16 protein-coding genes are annotated in these 15,636 nt (G+C 67.1%); 10 read left to right on the forward strand and 6 right to left on the reverse strand.

The features are described from left to right. Positions 1–2 precede the first annotated feature (2 nt). A complete protein-coding gene (locus tag ACWHMB_RS13420; protein WP_377478894.1) occupies positions 3–1,616 on the reverse strand; it encodes a 6-hydroxynicotinate reductase in 1,614 nt (537 codons plus the stop codon). 296 nt (positions 1,617–1,912) lie between these two features. Here ACWHMB_RS13420 and ACWHMB_RS13425 point away from each other — a divergent pair, with 296 nt between their 5' ends. Genes ACWHMB_RS13425 through ACWHMB_RS13435 form a run of 3 tightly spaced genes read left to right on the forward strand, consistent with a single transcriptional unit; the run spans position 1,913 to position 4,591 of the window. Further along, the gene (locus tag ACWHMB_RS13425) at positions 1,913–2,686 is read left to right on the forward strand and encodes a ferredoxin--NADP reductase (RefSeq protein WP_377478896.1); all 774 of its coding nucleotides are present in this window, start codon (positions 1,913–1,915) and stop codon (positions 2,684–2,686) included. Beyond that, entirely contained in the window at positions 2,683–3,375 is a 693-nt protein-coding gene (locus ACWHMB_RS13430; protein WP_377478898.1) for a TetR family transcriptional regulator, read from the forward strand. The genes ACWHMB_RS13425 and ACWHMB_RS13430 overlap by 4 nt, the downstream gene beginning before the upstream one ends. Before the next feature lie 28 nt (positions 3,376–3,403). Then, positions 3,404–4,591 carry an amidohydrolase family protein gene (locus ACWHMB_RS13435; RefSeq protein ID WP_377478900.1) on the forward strand — a complete coding sequence of 396 codons (1,188 nt, stop codon included), beginning with the start codon at positions 3,404–3,406 and terminating at the stop codon, positions 4,589–4,591. 4 nt (positions 4,592–4,595) lie between these two features. Here the strand turns inward: ACWHMB_RS13435 and ACWHMB_RS13440 are convergent, their stop codons facing one another. Next, positions 4,596–5,177: an AAA family ATPase gene (locus tag ACWHMB_RS13440; RefSeq protein WP_377478902.1), complete on the reverse strand. Its 582-nt coding sequence runs from the start codon at positions 5,175–5,177 to the stop codon at positions 4,596–4,598. Between the two features lie 41 nt (positions 5,178–5,218). After that, entirely contained in the window at positions 5,219–5,776 is a 558-nt protein-coding gene (locus ACWHMB_RS13445) for an HNH endonuclease (RefSeq protein ID WP_377478904.1), read from the reverse strand. Between the two features lie 170 nt (positions 5,777–5,946). On the opposite strand from ACWHMB_RS13445, the gene ACWHMB_RS13450 reads away from it, so the two are divergent. The 3 genes from ACWHMB_RS13450 (at position 5,947) to lspA (ending at position 10,453) form a co-directional block, all read left to right on the forward strand. After that, a complete protein-coding gene (locus ACWHMB_RS13450; protein ID WP_377478906.1) occupies positions 5,947–6,969 on the forward strand; it encodes a bifunctional riboflavin kinase/FAD synthetase in 1,023 nt (340 codons plus the stop codon). A gap of 132 nt (positions 6,970–7,101) precedes the next feature. After that, entirely contained in the window at positions 7,102–9,936 is a 2,835-nt protein-coding gene (gene ileS / locus ACWHMB_RS13455) for an isoleucine--tRNA ligase (protein ID WP_377478908.1), read from the forward strand. Between the two features lies 1 nt (position 9,937). After that, positions 9,938–10,453 carry a signal peptidase II gene (lspA, locus tag ACWHMB_RS13460; protein ID WP_377478910.1) on the forward strand — a complete coding sequence of 172 codons (516 nt, stop codon included), beginning with the start codon at positions 9,938–9,940 and terminating at the stop codon, positions 10,451–10,453. A 36-nt stretch (positions 10,454–10,489) separates the two neighbouring features. Here lspA and ACWHMB_RS13465 read toward each other — a convergent pair whose 3' ends face one another. The 3 genes from ACWHMB_RS13465 to tssJ form a co-directional block, all read right to left on the reverse strand. After that, positions 10,490–10,678 (reverse strand): response regulator transcription factor, encoded by a 189-nt coding sequence (locus ACWHMB_RS13465; protein ID WP_377478912.1) that lies wholly within the window; start codon positions 10,676–10,678, stop codon positions 10,490–10,492. Positions 10,679–10,695: 17 nt separating this feature from the next. Continuing rightward, positions 10,696–11,169 (reverse strand): response regulator, encoded by a 474-nt coding sequence (locus ACWHMB_RS13470; protein ID WP_377478914.1) that lies wholly within the window; start codon positions 11,167–11,169, stop codon positions 10,696–10,698. A gap of 139 nt (positions 11,170–11,308) precedes the next feature. Then, positions 11,309–11,827: a type VI secretion system lipoprotein TssJ gene (tssJ, locus tag ACWHMB_RS13475; RefSeq protein WP_377478916.1), complete on the reverse strand. Its 519-nt coding sequence runs from the start codon at positions 11,825–11,827 to the stop codon at positions 11,309–11,311. Between the two features lie 73 nt (positions 11,828–11,900). Between tssJ and ACWHMB_RS13480 the strand changes: the two genes are divergently transcribed. The 4 genes from ACWHMB_RS13480 (at position 11,901) to ACWHMB_RS13495 (ending at position 15,587) form a co-directional block, all read left to right on the forward strand. Then, a complete protein-coding gene (locus tag ACWHMB_RS13480) occupies positions 11,901–12,932 on the forward strand; it encodes a type VI secretion system protein TssA (protein WP_377478918.1) in 1,032 nt (343 codons plus the stop codon). A 14-nt stretch (positions 12,933–12,946) separates the two neighbouring features. After that, the gene (gene tssB / locus ACWHMB_RS13485; RefSeq protein ID WP_377478920.1) at positions 12,947–13,459 is read left to right on the forward strand and encodes a type VI secretion system contractile sheath small subunit; all 513 of its coding nucleotides are present in this window, start codon (positions 12,947–12,949) and stop codon (positions 13,457–13,459) included. A 28-nt stretch (positions 13,460–13,487) separates the two neighbouring features. Continuing rightward, positions 13,488–14,981: a type VI secretion system contractile sheath large subunit gene (gene tssC / locus ACWHMB_RS13490; protein ID WP_377478921.1), complete on the forward strand. Its 1,494-nt coding sequence runs from the start codon at positions 13,488–13,490 to the stop codon at positions 14,979–14,981. Positions 14,982–15,104: 123 nt separating this feature from the next. After that, entirely contained in the window at positions 15,105–15,587 is a 483-nt protein-coding gene (locus ACWHMB_RS13495) for an Hcp family type VI secretion system effector (RefSeq protein ID WP_377478923.1), read from the forward strand. Positions 15,588–15,636: the final 49 nt, after the last annotated feature.

Here is a 15,636-nt window from a genome sequence, read left to right on the forward strand (position 1 = left end):
GTTCAGCCCAGTTGCGGCGGATGGCCCAGCGGCCAGGGATTGGCGGGATGGACGGGCGCCCATGCGCGGCGCGTGGGCGCACCGTCGTTGTGCCAGGCACCGGTGCGCAGCACGTCTTCCAGCGCGCGCACATGCCTGACATGCCCGCCCAGCGCCGCGTAGTCGTCGCGGCGCATGCTGAACTCGATGGGCGCGACGATGGCGGGCGTCGGCACGGTGCCGAAGCTGTGCTCGGGCATGCGCATCACGTCGACCATCACCGTGATGCCGCCGCCCGGCCACACATAGGCCGGCGCACCACCGCAGGTGACGTTGACCAGCGCATTCTTGATGGCGCGCGTGAGCAGCACCGGGTTTTCGGTGGCGCCGGCGCGCAGGCTGCCGCCCGCGCCGCCCAGAAACAGCACCGTGGTGAGCGAGGGCTCGCAGTTTTCGCCGATGCGCTCGACCACCGCGCGCACCGCATCGGGCATGGGCTGCTCGCGCGGCACCAGCTGCTCGTCCAGCACGTACCAGGCGGCGTGCTCGCCGGTGGTGGAGGTCATGAGCAGGCGCAGGCCGGGCCAGCCCTGCCTGGCGTCCCAGGCGTCGAGCACCGTCAACGGATCGTCGATGGACGTGCCGCCCCAGCCGGTGCCCGGGTTGGCAACCTGGAAATAGCGCCCCGGTGTGGACTTGCGTCCGCGCATGGCGATGCCCGAAGGCCGCATGTCCAGGCAGCGGCCGGCCTGGTGCTCGGTCAGGACGCCGGTGATGTGGTCGTCGACCACCACCACCTCGTCGGCATGGCCGTACAGCTGCTTGGCGAAGATGCCCACGGTGGCCGAGCCGCAGCCCACGCGCATGCGCTGCTCTTCCACGCCGTTGACGATGGGCGGACGGCCAGCCTGGATGACGAGCTGCGCCCCGCCGTCGATGGACAGCTCCATCGGCTGCCGGTTGCCCAGCTGCTCCATCACCTCCAGCGTGACGCGCCCCTCCTTCTTGCTGCCGCCGGTGAGGTGATGCACCCCGCCCAGCGACAGCATCTGCGAGCCGTATTCGGCCGTGGTGACGTGGCCCACCACCTCGCCCTTGCAGCGCACGTTGGCCTGCTCGGGGCCCAGGTAGCGGTCGGTGTCGATCTTCACCTTGAGGCTGCAGTAGCTGAAGATGCCCTCGGTCACCACCGTCACCATGTCGACGCCCTGCACCTGCGAGCCGACGATGAAAGGCGCCGGCTTGTAGTCGGGGTAGGTGGTGGACGAGCCCACGCCGGTGACGAACACCTCGTCGGCGCGCAGCAGGTCGCCGTCCCAGTCGGGCGCCTGCGCCACGTCTTGCGCGGGCTGGCCCGTGTTCTGCACCACCCGGCCGCTGAATTGCACCAGCGGCGCGCGCTGCTCGTCCACCGTCCGGCGCAGCAGCAGCACCGGGTCAACCCGGATCAGCACGCCGCCCTGATTGGCATAGCGGTCGCACGCGCCGGTGCGACCTTCGGCGATCTGGCACAGGATGGGGCAGGCATTGCACTCGACCTTGGTGGCCGCCATGCGCTCGTTGCGTGGGCGCGCGCGCTCCAGCACCTGCGGCTCGGCCAGCTCGGGCAAACCATCGGTTCGGGTGTGTTCGGTCATGTCGCGAATGGCCCTTGCGGCCCGACGCGGCCGCGAACGAACCCGAAATTTAATGTAGTAACCACTGAATCGACATGGAGTAAACCCTGAATGAGTTGACAAAATTTTCATGTAGTCTTCTCCGAATTCCGATGCAGTCCGCGCTGCATCAACGCGTCGGACGCGAACCGTCGCCCTGGGCGCCGGCACCGCCCGATTTCCAGTCGAGGAAGCTTGATGACCCATGTCGTGACCGCTGCTCGTGCCGGCTGCCAGTGCGCCAGCCTGCCAGCCTGAACCCGCCGCCGACTCGCATCATGAGTGCCTTCATCGAAGAGCGTGTGCTGACGGTCCGCCACTGGACCGATCGCCTGTTCAGCTTCACCACCACGCGCGACGCGGCGCTGCGCTTTTCCAACGGCCACTTCACCATGATCGGCCTGCGCATCGACGCCAAGCCGCTGCTGCGCGCCTACAGCATCGCATCGCCCAACTACGAGGACCACCTGGAGTTCCTCAGCATCAAGGTGGACGACGGCCCGCTCACCTCGCGCCTGCAGCACATCCAGCCGGGCGACACCATCGTCGTCGGGCGCAAGCCCACCGGCACCCTGGTGGTGGACTACCTGCTGCCGGGCAAGCGCCTGTACCTGTTTTCCACCGGCACCGGCCTGGCGCCCTTCATGAGCATCATCCGCGACCCCGAGAGCTACGAAAAATTCGAGCAGATCATCCTGGTGCACGGCGTGCGCACGGCGGGCGAGCTGGCCTATCACGACGTGATCCTCGACCACCTGCCGCGGCACGAATTTCTGGGCGACATGATCGCCAGCCAACTGCGCTACTACCCCACCGTCACGCGCGAGGACTTTCGCAACGTCGGGCGCATCCCCGACCTGATCGAGTCCGGAAAGCTGTTTTCCGACCTCGATCTGCCGCCGCTGGACGCCGCGCACGACCGCGCCATGATCTGCGGCAGTCCGGCCATGCTCAAGGACCTGCGGCAGCTGCTCGAGTCGCGCGGCTTCAGGGAAGGCAACACCACACGTCCCGGCGACTTCGTGATCGAACGGGCGTTTGCCGAATCATGAAGACCTACCTGGCCCTCGCCCCCGTGCAACCACCCTTCCGCGGCCGCGCCAAGCCCGGACGCAAGCCGGGCGTGCGCGAGCAGGCGGCGCAGGAAACGCAGGACGCCATCCTGCGGGCCGCCACGCGCATCTTTGCCAAGCACGGCTATTCGGGCGGACGCATCGAGCAAATCTCCAGGGCGGCGCACTCGCACGACCGCATGATCTACTACTATTTCGGCAGCAAGGAAGGGCTGTACATCGCGGTACTCGAAAACCTGTACCGGCGCTTCAACGAAGCCGAGGCGGCGCTGGAGCTGGACGTCGGCGAGCCCGAGCAGGCGCTGGTGGCCGTCATCCGCTTCATCTGGACCTACTACCAGCGCAACCCCGAGTTCATCACCCTGCTCAACGACGAGAACCTGCACCGCGGCAAGCACATCGCCAAGTCGCTGCGCGCGCACGACTATTCTTCGCCCGCCACGCAGATCATCGATGCGGTGCTGGCCAGCGGCGTGGCCCAGGGCGTGTTCCGCGGCGGCTTGTCGGCGCGCGACATCTACCTGACGATCGCCAGCCTGAACTACTTCTATCTGTCCAACCGCCACACCCTGTCGGCCTTCCTCGGCGCCCGGCTGGAAAGCCCCGAGGCGCTGGAACACTGGCACCGGCAGGTCATCGACACCGTCCTGCGCGCCGTGCGCGCCTGATGTTTTCATCCACCTCGAGGAGCACCCCATGGCAGAAGCCGCAAGCACCGAAAAGTCCGGCAAGGTCGTCATCACCCACATCGGCCTGCTGCTGTCGGGCGACATCGACCGCCCCATTCTCGACGCCGACACCCTCGTGGTCGACGACGGGCTGATCACCGCCGTAGGCAAGGCCGCCGACTGCGACACCGCCGGCGCCAGGCACACCATCGACGCGCGCCGCACCTGCGTGGCGCCCGGCCTGATCGACAGCCACGTGCACCCGGTGTTCGGCGACTGGACGCCGCGCCAGGGACAGCTGGGCTGGATCGAGTCGACCATGAACGGGGGGGTGACCACCATGATCTCGGCCGGCGAGGTGCACCTGCCCGGCCGGCCCAAGGACATCGTCGGCCTGAAGGCGCTGGCCATCACGGCGCAGCGCGCGTTCGACAACTTCCGCCCCGGCGGCGTGAAGGTGCTGGCCGGCGCGCCGGTGATCGAAAAGGGCATGGTCGAGCAGGACTTCAAGGACCTGGCCGACGCGGGTGTCAAGCTGCTGGGCGAAGTCGGCCTGGGCTCGGTCAAGGCCGGCGAAGAGGCGGGCCGGATGGTGGCCTGGGCGCGCAAGTACGGCATCCAGAGCACCATTCACACGGGCGGCCCGTCCATTCCCGGCTCGGGCCTGATCGACAAGGACGTGGTGCTGGCGGCCGACGCCGACATCATCGGCCACATCAACGGCGGCCACACCGCCCTGCCCTGGAAGCACGTGTGCGAGCTGTGCGAGAAGTCCAGCCGCGCCATCGAGCTGGTGCACAACGGCAACGAGAAGATCGCCATCGAGGCGGCGCGCGCCGCCATCGAGCTGAAATGCCCGCACCGCGTCATCCTGGGCACCGACGGCCCCGCCGGCTCGGGCGTGCAACCGCTGGGCATCTTGCGCATGATCGCGCTGATCTCCAGCTTTGCCGGCATCCCGGCCGAGGTGGTGTTCGGCTTTGCCACCGGCAACACCGCGCGCATGCGTCAGCTCAACTGCGGCCTGATCGAGGTGGGCCGCGCGGCCGACTTCGTCTTCATGGACAAGGCGCAGCACAGCGCCGGGCGCGACCTGCTGGACAGCGTGCAACTGGGCGACATCCCCGGCATCGGCATGGTGATGATCGACGGCCTGGTGCGCTGCGGGCGCAGCCGCAACACGCCGCCGGCAACGGAGGTGCCGGTGGTGCTGTGATGCCTCAGCCCTGCTCCAGCTGCTCCAGCAAGGCCTCGAAAGCGGCATCGGGCGCCTGCGTGTTGTCGTAGAGAAGCAGTTCCGGATACTGCGCCGCCTCGGGCATGAACAGGCGCGTGCGGTAGTCGTCCCAGTGCGCCAGCTTCCAGGCGTCGTTGGGGTTGCCGCGCGCCTGGATGCGCCGGCGCGCCTCGGCTTCCTGCAGGTGTACCCAGACGATGCGCACGCTCACGTCGTCGCCCACGCGCAGCCAGGCGCGATCGGCGAGTTGATGCGCGCGCACCTCGCGCGAGAGCGGGCCGACCACGATGCAGTTGACGCCCAGCGCCAGGTTCTCGCGCGCCGTGCCCAAAAGGCCCGCGTACTCGGGCGCGCGCAGGTGCTGCAGATACAGCGGGCTGTCGCGGTCATTCGGGTCGCCCGTCAGCACGCCCATCACGGCGCTGCTGTAGCCGCCGTACAGCGTGTCCTTGTCCAGCAGGCAGAACGATTCGCCGCTGCGCTGGTGCAGCAGCGGCAGGGCGCGCTTGGCCAGCGTGGTCTTGCCGGTGCCGGCGTGGCCGCAGAAGAAGATGAGGCGGGGCATGCGGCAAGCATAGCTGCAGGCCAACCCCTGCCGGCGACCGGCTAAGCGTGCAGGCGCGAATTGCGCGGCAGGTGCGCCATCAGAAACTCCATCTGGTCGGCCAGGATGCGGCGGTTGCGCAGGATGAAGTCTTCCCACAGGCTGGGCACGTAGGGCGCATACAGCAGCGGCATGCGTGCCTGCTCGGGCGTGCGGTCGCTCTTGCGGTGGTTGCAGGCGCGGCAGGCGGTGACCACGTTCATCCAGTGGTCGCGCCCGCGTTGGGCCAGCGGGGTGATGTGCTCGCGCGTGAGTTCGGTTTCGTGAAAGTGTCCGCCGCAATAGGCGCAGACATTGCGGTCGCGCGCGAACAGCTTGGCATTGGTCAGGCCCGGGCGCAGGTCGAACGGGTTGATGCCCGGCACACCGCGCGTGCCGATGATGCTGTTGACCTCGATGATCGACTGCTGGCCGGTGATGGCGTTGTGCCCGCCGTGAAACACCGCGATCGGGCCGCCGGCCTCCCAGCGCACCTCTTCGGCGGCGTAATGAATCACCGCCTGTTCGAGCGAAATCCACGATTGCGGCAGCCCCTGGGCCGACAGCTTGAGCACCTTCACAAAACGACTCCTGACACGGAAGCCCTGTGTGTGGCCGGCGTTGCCAGCGCCAGCCGCCCTGCGCCCGCGGAAATCCGACAGGCGCACAGGCAATATACTCTTTTTTTTGCGGGGATTTGACCGTCTGGCGCGGGTGCAGCTTGCGCGGGGCGCTATCAATTCAATAATCGATGAAGATCTTTCGCGGCCTGCATCACCCCGGCATCGCGCCGGGCTGCGCGCTCACCATCGGCAACTTCGACGGCGTGCACCGCGGCCACCAGGCGATGCTGGCGCTGCTGCGCGGCGAGGCGGCGCAGCGCGGCGTGCCCAGTTGCGTGATGACCTTCGAGCCGCACCCGCGCGACCACTTTGCCGCGCTGCTGAACAAGCCCGAGCTGGCGCCCGCCCGCATCGTCACCTTTCGCGACAAGCTGGCCGAGCTGGCGCGCTGCGGCATCGACCAGACCATCGTGCTGCCCTTCAACGCGCGCCTGGCCGCGCAGCCGCCCCAGGCCTTCATCGACGACATGCTGGTACGCGGCCTGGGCGTGCGCTACGTGCTGGTGGGCGACGACTTTCGCTTCGGCGCCAAGCGCGCGGGCGACTACGCCATGCTGGACGCGGCCGGCCCGCAGCGCGGCTTCGACGTGGCGCGCATGCAAAGCTACGAGGTGCACGGCGTGCGCGTGTCCAGCACCGCCGTGCGCGCGGCGCTGGCCGAGGGCCGCATGCGCGACGCCGCCGCGCTGCTGGGCCGCCCCTACGCCATCAGCGGCCACGTCGTGCATGGGCGCCACCTGGGCCGCAAGCTGGGCGAAAGCGCGGCCGGCCGTGCCGACGGCTTTCGCACGCTGAACCTGCGCTTTTCGCGCCGCTCGCATGCCTGGAAACCCGCGGCCAGCGGCATCTTCGTGGTCCGTGTGCACGGGCTGGACGCCGCCCCGCTGCCCGGCGTGGCCAACCTGGGGGTGCGCCCGTCGCTCGACCCCAATGACGTGAACGGCGGGCGCGTGCTGCTGGAGACGCACTGCCTGCGGTGGCCCGCCCGGCTGGGCGCCGAGGGGGCCTACGGTAAAATCATCCGCGTGGAACTGCTGCACAAACTGCACGACGAGTTGCGCTATCACAGCCTGGCGGCGCTCACCGACGGCATTGCGCGCGACCTGGCTGATGCGCGCGCTTGGCTGGCCGCCCACCCGGCGCGAATTTGAAGGGGCCGCGGGCCCCGCTTTTCGCCTGCCGCCACGGCCAGCGCCCGCACCCTGCCCCACTCCTGACTCGATAGCTGCTCGCGCTGGCTGGGTGCGGGCCAAAGCCCTGTTTGATTCAAAATTTTGCACGCCATGAGCTCCGACAACAAGACCGACTACCGCGCCGCGCTGAACCTGCCGGACACGCCCTTCCCCATGCGCGGCGACCTGCCCAAGCGCGAGCCCGGCTGGGTGCAGCAGTGGGAAGATGAGGGCCTGTACAAGCGCCTGCGCATGGCCCGCGCCGGGCGCGAGAAGTTCATCCTGCACGACGGCCCGCCGTACGCCAACGGCACGCTGCACGCCGGCCACGCGGTCAACAAGATCCTGAAGGACATGATCGTCAAGGCGCGGCAGCTAAAGGGCATGGACGCGCACTACGTGCCGGGCTGGGACTGCCACGGCCTGCCGATCGAGAACCAGATCGAGAAGCTGTACGGCCGCAACCTCGGCCGCGACGAGATGCAGGCCAAGGGCCGTGCCTACGCCACCGAGCAGATCGCCCTGCAAATGAAGGACTTCAAGCGCCTGGGCGTGCTGGGCGAATGGGACAACCCCTACAAGACGATGAACTTCGCCAACGAGGCGCGCGAGTTGCGCGTCTTCAAGCGCCTGATCGAGCGCGGCTTCGTCTACCGGGGCCTCAAGCCCGTGTACTGGTGCTTCGACTGCGGCTCGGCGCTGGCCGAGGCCGAGATCGAATACCAGGACCGCAAGAGCACCACGGTGGACGTGGCCTTCGAGGCGGCCGAGCCCGCCAAGCTCGCCGCCGCCTTCGGCTTGCCCCAGCTGGACAAGCCCGCCTTCGTCGTCATCTGGACCACCACCGCCTGGACCCTCCCGGCCAACCAGGCGCTCAACCTGGGCCCGCAGATCGAATACGCGCTGGTCGACACGCCCAAGGGCCTGCTGGTGCTGGCCACGGCGCGCGTCGACGACTGTCTCAAGCGCTATGGCATCGATGGCAAGATCATCGCCACCACCCAGGGCGCAAAGCTGGCCGGGCTGAACTTCAAGCATCCGCTGTACGACGTCGATGCCGGCTACCGGCGCCTGTCGCCCGTGTACCTGGCCGACTACGCCACCGACACCGACGGCACCGGCATCGTGCACTCGGCGCCGGCCTACGGCGTGGAGGACTTCAACTCCTGCGTCTCGCACGGCCTGGCGCATGCCGACATCCTGAACCCGGTGCAAGGCGGCGGCAGCTACGCGGCCGACTTTCCGCTGTTCGGCGGCCTGGATATCTGGAAGGCCGTGCCCGTCATCATCCAGACCCTGCAGGACGCCGGTCGCCTGCTGGCCACCAGCAGCCTGCAGCACAGCTATCCGCACTGCTGGCGCCACAAGTCGCCCGTGATCTACCGCGCCGCCTCGCAGTGGTTCGTGCGCATGGACGAAGGCGTTGGCGTGTTCACCAAGGACAAGGCTGCCGAGACCCTGCGCACCACCGCCCTGCGCGCCATCGAGCAGACCAGGTTCTACCCACCCTCGGGCCAGGCCCGCCTGCGCGACATGATTGCCGGCCGCCCCGACTGGGTCATCAGCCGCCAGCGCGCCTGGGGCGTGCCGATCGCCTTCTTCCTGCACAAGGAAACCGACGAGTTGCATCCGCGCACGCTGGAAATCCTGGACCAAGCGTCCGACATCATCGCCCAGGGCGGCATCGAGGCCTGGAGCCGCGTGACGGCCGAGGAAATCCTGGGTGCCGAAGAGGCGCAGCACTACCGCAAGTTCAACGACATCCTGGAGGTGTGGTTCGACTCGGGCTCCACCTTCGACCATGTGCTGTGCGGCACCCACCCCGACGAGCACCACGAGAGCGGCCCCGAGGCCGACATGTACCTGGAAGGTCACGACCAGCACCGCGGCTGGTTCCATTCCTCGCTGCTCTTGGCCAGCGCCATCCGCGGCCGCGCGCCCTACCGCAGCCTGCTGACGCACGGCTTCACCGTCGACTCGCAGGGCCGCAAAATGAGCAAGAGCCTGGGCAACGGCATCGACCTGCAGCAGGCCAACAAGAAGTGGGGTGCCGAGCTGCTGCGCCTGTGGACGGCGTCGAGCGACTACTCGGGCGACATCGCCGGCGACGACAAGATCATGGCGCGCGTGATCGACAGCTACCGCCGCATCCGCAACACGCTGCGCTTTCTGCTGGCCAACACCAGCGACTTCGATCCGGCCAAGGACGCCGTGCCGCCGGCCGACATGCTGGAGATCGACCGCTGGCTGCTGGCGCGCGCCGCCGCCTTCCAGGCCGAGGTGCTGGCGCACTACGAGGTGTACGAGTTCCACCCCGTGGTGGCCAAGCTGCAGCTCTTTTGCTCCGAAGACCTGGGCGGCTTTTACCTCGACGTGCTCAAGGATCGCCTGTACACCACCCAGCCCAAGAGCCTGGCGCGGCGCAGCGCGCAGACCGCGCTGTGGCAGCTGACGCAGGCCCTCCTGCGCTGGATGGCGCCCTTCCTCAGCTTCACGGCCGAAGAGGCCTGGAAGCTGGTGGGCCAAAGCGACTCGATCTTTCTGGAAGAGTTTTGGCGCTTCGACGCGCCCGACGCCGCGCTGTTGGCCAAATGGGCGCGCATCCGCGAAATCCGCGAGGCCGTCAACAAGCAGATCGAAACCCTGCGCGAGCAAGGCCAGGTCGGTTCTTCGCTGCAGGCTACGGCGGTGCTGAGCGCGCCGCCCGAAGACCACGCCCTGCTGGCCAGCCTGGGGGCCGACCTGCGCTTCGTGTTCATCGTGTCTGCTATCGAATTGAAAGCTGGTGACGCACTGTCCATCAGCGTCAGCGGCTCGAATGACCAAAAATGCGAGCGTTGCTGGCACTACCTGCCCGACGTCGGCCAGCATGCCGAGCACCCCACCCTGTGCGGGCGCTGCGTGAGCAACCTGTACGGCGCGGGCGAGACGCGCAGCATCGCCTGACATGGCGCGCGGCAAATCCGGCGGCGCCGGCCTGGCCCTGTGGCTGGCGCTGGCCGCCCTCGTGGTGGTGCTCGACCAGTTCAGCAAGTGGCTCATCCTGGGCCACTACCGGCTGGGCGACGCCACCCCCATCACGGGCTTCTTCAACATCGTGCGCGCCCACAACACCGGCGCGGCGTTCTCGTTTTTGGCCGGCGGCAGCGGCTGGCAGCGCTGGTTTTTCGTCGCCCTGGCGCTGGCCGCGTCCAGCTTCATCGTCTGGCTGCTGCGCCAGCATGCGGGGCAGCGGCTGTTTGCCTTCTCGCTGTCGATGATCCTGGGCGGCGCCGTCGGCAACGTCGTCGATCGCCTGCAACACGGCTACGTGGTCGACTTCCTGGACTTTCACTGGCCCTTCCTGAGCGGCCTGTTCTACCGCGGCCACTTTCCGGCCTTCAACCTGGCCGACGCGGCCATCACCGCCGGAGCGGTCGGCCTGATCCTGGACGAGTTGCTGCGGGTGCGGCGCGCCAGATAAACGGTCGCAACGGCGCCCGGCCGGCCGCGCCCGGATTCAAACCACGCGCGACATCGACCCCGGCTTGTCGGCCAGCGCGCGGGCCTTCATCACCGCCTCGGTGCGGTTGCGCGCATTCAGGGCGCGAAAAATCGCCGCCAGGTGAATCTTCACCGTGCCCTCGCTGATGCCCAGGCTGCGGCCAATCACCTTGTTGGGCTGGCCTTGCGAGAGCAGGCGCAGCACGTCGACCTGGCGCTCGGTCAGCAGGTCGCCCAGCGCCCCCCCCTGGCCGCTTCGGCGGGCTGACCGGCGGCGTCCGCACCCGGGCCGGCATCGCGGCCCGACATCGACAGCAGCATCGGCGGCACGTAGACGCCGCCCGCCATCACCAGGCGCACGGCCGACACCATGACGGCCGGCGAATAGGCCTTGGGGATGTAGCCCTGCGCGCCGCAGTCCAGCACGTCGCGCATCACGGCCGGGTCTTCCTGGCCCGACAGCACGATGATCGGCAAGTCGGGGCAACGCTGGCGCACCTGCTGGATGTGCGACAGACCGTCGGCGCCGGGCATGCTGAGATCAACCAGCGCCAAGTCCAGCGGCTCGCCCACCCGCTCCAGCAACTCGCGCGCATCGACCGCGGCCACGAACTCGATGCCCGGCTCCAGCTCCGACAGCTTGTCCGCCACCGCATCGATGATGAGCCGATGATCGTCTGCAATCAGGATTTTCATGGTGCGTACGGGCGAGGCAAGGGCTGATGGCGATGCATTCGGCCACCATAAACCGGAACGTGGGCGCAAACAATCTGCTGCTGCCCGGCCAAACGGACTAGGCCTTGGGTGCTTCCGGCGCACGCCGAGCCGAAAATTTTCAGCGCGGCGCCAACGCGATCCCCTGCGCGCCAAAAGTCACCGTCAAATTCAGGGGCTGGCCCGGCGTCAGGGCGATGCTCTGGCGCCAACGTGAGCGGTTCAGGTCGCGGTATGCGCCCGTGAAACCCAGTGTCTTCACGTCGGCCGCCAGGGTCAGGCGGACGCTGCGCTGCTCCCCCGGACGCAGGATCACCTCCTCGCGCTGCACCAGGTCCGCGCCCAGCGTGGCGGTGTCCTTGTCCTGCAGGGAAAAGAAGTCGGCCGATTCGAAGGCGCCCGGTGCCTTCAGCACGTAGTAACGCGTGACCAGGGGCGAGGCGCGGCCCTGGGCATCCGGGTTGGTGTCGGGGGCGGCGACCAGGGTCAGCGTGACGGGGGTGGTCACCGGCTTTTCCGGCGTCGCGCAGGCGGCCAGCAGCACCCCGGCTGCAGCGGCCAGCAACCAGCCCCGGCGCCCGGGCAGGCGCAGGGTTCTTGCAGACGCATAGGACGAATGGACGGTATCGGCATGGGACACGCTATCTCCTTTGTTGCATTGACCCTGAGGGTGTCGTCTTTGATTATCCGATTGCTCCAAGCGAACTGGCAACATGCTGACTGCGGACCTCGTCAACGACCTGCTCGCGCCCATCGCGGCCGACGATCCCTGTGGGCCGGATCTCGAATACGACCCGGCCTTCATGGCGCTGGCCGCCGATTCGCTGGGCAAGCCCGAGCAGCAGTTCGGCGACACCATCATCGCTGCGGTCGAGCCCGATTGGGCCCAGATCGGGGCGCAGGCCGTCGCCCTGCTGAAGCGCTCCAAGGACCTGCGCGGCGCTGTGCTGCTGCTGCGCGCCGCCACGCGCACCCAGGGGCTGGAGGGTACGCGCCTGGGTCTCGGGTTGCTGGCGGGCCTGCTCGACCGCTTTTGGGACGGCGTGCACCCCCAGCTCGACGCCGACGACGACAACGACCCCACGATGCGCCTGAACGCCTTGGCGGCGCTCAACGACGAGAGCGCGGTGGTGCGCGATCTGTACGACGTCACCCTGGGCATTGCCGCCGGCATCGGTCCCATCCGCGTGCGCGACCTGGCGACCGCTCGCGGCCTGCTGGCGGCCGGTGGCGACGGCTCGGCACTGTCGCCCGCCGTGGTACAGGGCGGCCTCGACGACATCCTGGCTGCCGCACCGGAGCGCGCGGAAACCATGCGCGCCCTGAGCCCGCTGTTGCAAGGCATGGCCGATCGGGTGGCCGAGCGCAGCGGTCGCAGCAACGCGATCGACCTGACGCGCCTGGCCGGTGTGGCCAAGGTGCTGAATCAAGGCGCACCCACGGCGGGGGGAAGTACCGAAGGCGCGTCTGAGACATCCGAAGCTTCGGTCGCTGCCGCAGGCGATCCATCGGGCACGTCCACGAGTGCCGTGCGAGGGGAAATTCGCACCCGGCAGGACGCCCTGCAGACGCTCGATCGGGTCATCCACTTTCTGGAGCAGGCCGAACCCGGCAACCCGGCGCCGCTGCTGATTGCCCGCGCCAAGCAACTCATCGGCGTCAGCTTTCTGGACATCATGGCCAACCTGGCGCCCAACGCGCTGGACACCATTCAAGTCATCACCGGGCCCCGCCCTGAATCCTGAGAAGGAGCTACCCCATGGCACAAAGCAGCCAGAAATTCATCGCCCGCAACCGCGCCCCGCGCGTGCAGATCGAATACGACGTCGAGCTTTACGGCGCCGAAAAGAAGATCCAGCTGCCCTTCGTGATGGGTGTGATGGCCGACCTGTCGGGCAAGCCGGCCGATCCGCTGGCGCCCGTGGGTGAGCGCAAGTTCCTCGAATTCGACATCGACAACTTCGATGCCCGCATGAAGGCCATGAAGCCGCGCACCACCTTCTCAGTCGAGAACTCCCTCACCGGCGAGGGTGACTTGAAGGTGGAACTCACCTTCGAGAGCATGGAAGATTTCTCCCCCGCGGCCGTGGCGCGCAAAGTCGACGCCCTGAACAAGCTGCTGGAAGCGCGCAACCAGTTGTCCAACCTGGTCACCTACATGGATGGCAAGACCGGCGCCGAGGAATTGCTGGCCAAGGTGCTGGACAACCCGGCCTTGCTGCAGTCGCTGGCGGCATCCGCCAAGCAGGCTGAAGACGGCGGCGCTGCCTGACCCCGAATCGACGAGAGAGGAGAACCTCATGGCCGAAGCAACCCAGCAAAGCGCCCTCAAGGACGTCGAATACGCCGGCGGCGACTTCGCATCGCTGCTGCAGAAAGAATTCAAACCGCGCAGCGACGAAGCCAAGAGCGCCGTCGAGCAGGCCGTCCAGACCCTGGCCCAGCAGGCCTTGAGCCAGACCCAGCTGATCGGCAAGGATGTCACGCGCTCGATCCAGGCCATGATCTCCGCGATCGATGCCAAGCTGACCGAGCAGGTCAACAAGATCATTCACCACCCCGACTACCAGCAGCTCGAAAGCGCTTGGCGCGGCCTGGCCTACATGGTCAACAACACCGAGACCGACGAGAACCTGAAGATCCGGGTGATGGACATCTCCAAGAAGGAATTGGCCAAGAACCTCAAGAAATTCAAGGGCACGGCCTGGGACCAGAGCCCGGTGTTCAAGAAAATTTATGAGCAAGAGTATGGCCAGTTCGGTGGTGAGCCCTTCGGCGCCATCGTCTGCGACTACTACTTTGACCAGACCCCGCCCGACGTCGAGCTGCTGGGCGAGATGGCCAAGATCGGTGCCTCGGCGCATGCGCCCTTCATCACGGGCACCAGCCCCAGCCTGATGCAGATGCAGAGCTGGCAGGAGTTGGCCAATCCGCGCGATCTGACCAAGATCTTTCTGACGCCCGAATACGCCGCCTGGCGCAGCCTGCGCGAGTCGGACGACTCCAAGTATCTGGGCCTGTGCATGCCGCGTTTTCTGGCGCGTGCACCCTACGGCGCCCACACCAACCCGGTGGAGGAATTCGATTTCGAGGAGGACACGGCGGGAGCCGATCACTCCAAATACGCCTGGGCCAACGCGGCCTACGCCATGGCCACCAACATCAACCGCTCGTACAAGCTGTATGGCTGGGGCTCGCGCATTCGTGGCATCGAATCGGGCGGCGCAGTGGAGAACCTGCCGCTGCACACCTTCCCCAGCGACGACGGCGGCGTGGACCAAAAGTGCCCCACCGAGATCGCCATCAGCGACCGGCGCGAGGCCGAGCTGTCCAAGGCTGGTCTGCTGTCGCTCATCCACCGCAAGAACAGCGACTTTGCCGCCTTCATCGGCGCGCAGTCGCTCAACAAGCCCTTCGAATATGACGATCCCGACGCCACCTCCAACGCCAACCTGGCGGCGCGCCTGCCTTATCTGTTTGCCTGCAACCGATTCGCGCACTACCTGAAGTGCATCGTGCGCGACAAGATCGGCAGCTTCAAGGAACGCGAGGACATGGAGCGCTGGCTGAACAAGTGGATCATGAACTACGTCGATGGCGATCCGGCCAATTCGTCGGAAGAAACGAAGGCACGCAAGCCGCTGGCCGCCGCCGAGGTGGTGGTGGAGGAAGTCGAGGGCAACCCCGGCTACTACACGTCCAAGTTCTTCCTGCGCCCGCACTACCAACTGGAGGGCCTGACGGTGTCGCTGCGGCTGGTATCGAAGCTGCCCTCTGCCAAAACGGCCAAGTAATCGAACCCGGCTTTTCAATAACGCAGCGTTGAATTCGTTTTCCATGCAGCCTTCATCGCCTGTGCCATGAGCCAGCGAAGGGCCGAGCGAGCAACCAAATCCCACTCCTGAAAGGTGACCATCATGGCTGTCGACATGTTCTTGAAGATCAGTGGCGTCGAAGGCGAGTCTGCCGACGACAAGCACAAGAAGGAAATCGATGTCCTTGCCTGGGATTGGGGGGCAACGCAAAGCGGCACCACCCACATCGGCACTGGCGGCGGTTCCGGCAAGGTGAGTGCCGGGGATCTGTCAGTCACCAAATATGTGGACTCGGCATCGCACGCTCTGCTGCTGGCCTGTTGCAACGGCGAGCACTACAACGAAGCCGTCCTGGTGGTCCGCAAGGCCGGCAAGGAAGCCGTTGAATACGTGAAGATCACCATGAGCACCGTGCTCGTCTCAAGTGTTCATACCGGCGGCGCCAAGGATGAGGAACGCCTGACCGAACGCGTCAGTCTCAACTTCGCGAAGATCAAGTTCGAGTACACGCCGCAAAACGCCGACGGTTCGGCTGGCGCGACCAAGACTGCGGGTTGGGACATCGCTGCCAACAAGAAGCTCTGAGCCCCAGGTCTGCCGCACCCTCGTCGCGGCCGACTCGGCAGATAGCGCC

The organism is Ottowia pentelensis, assembly GCF_964341695.1.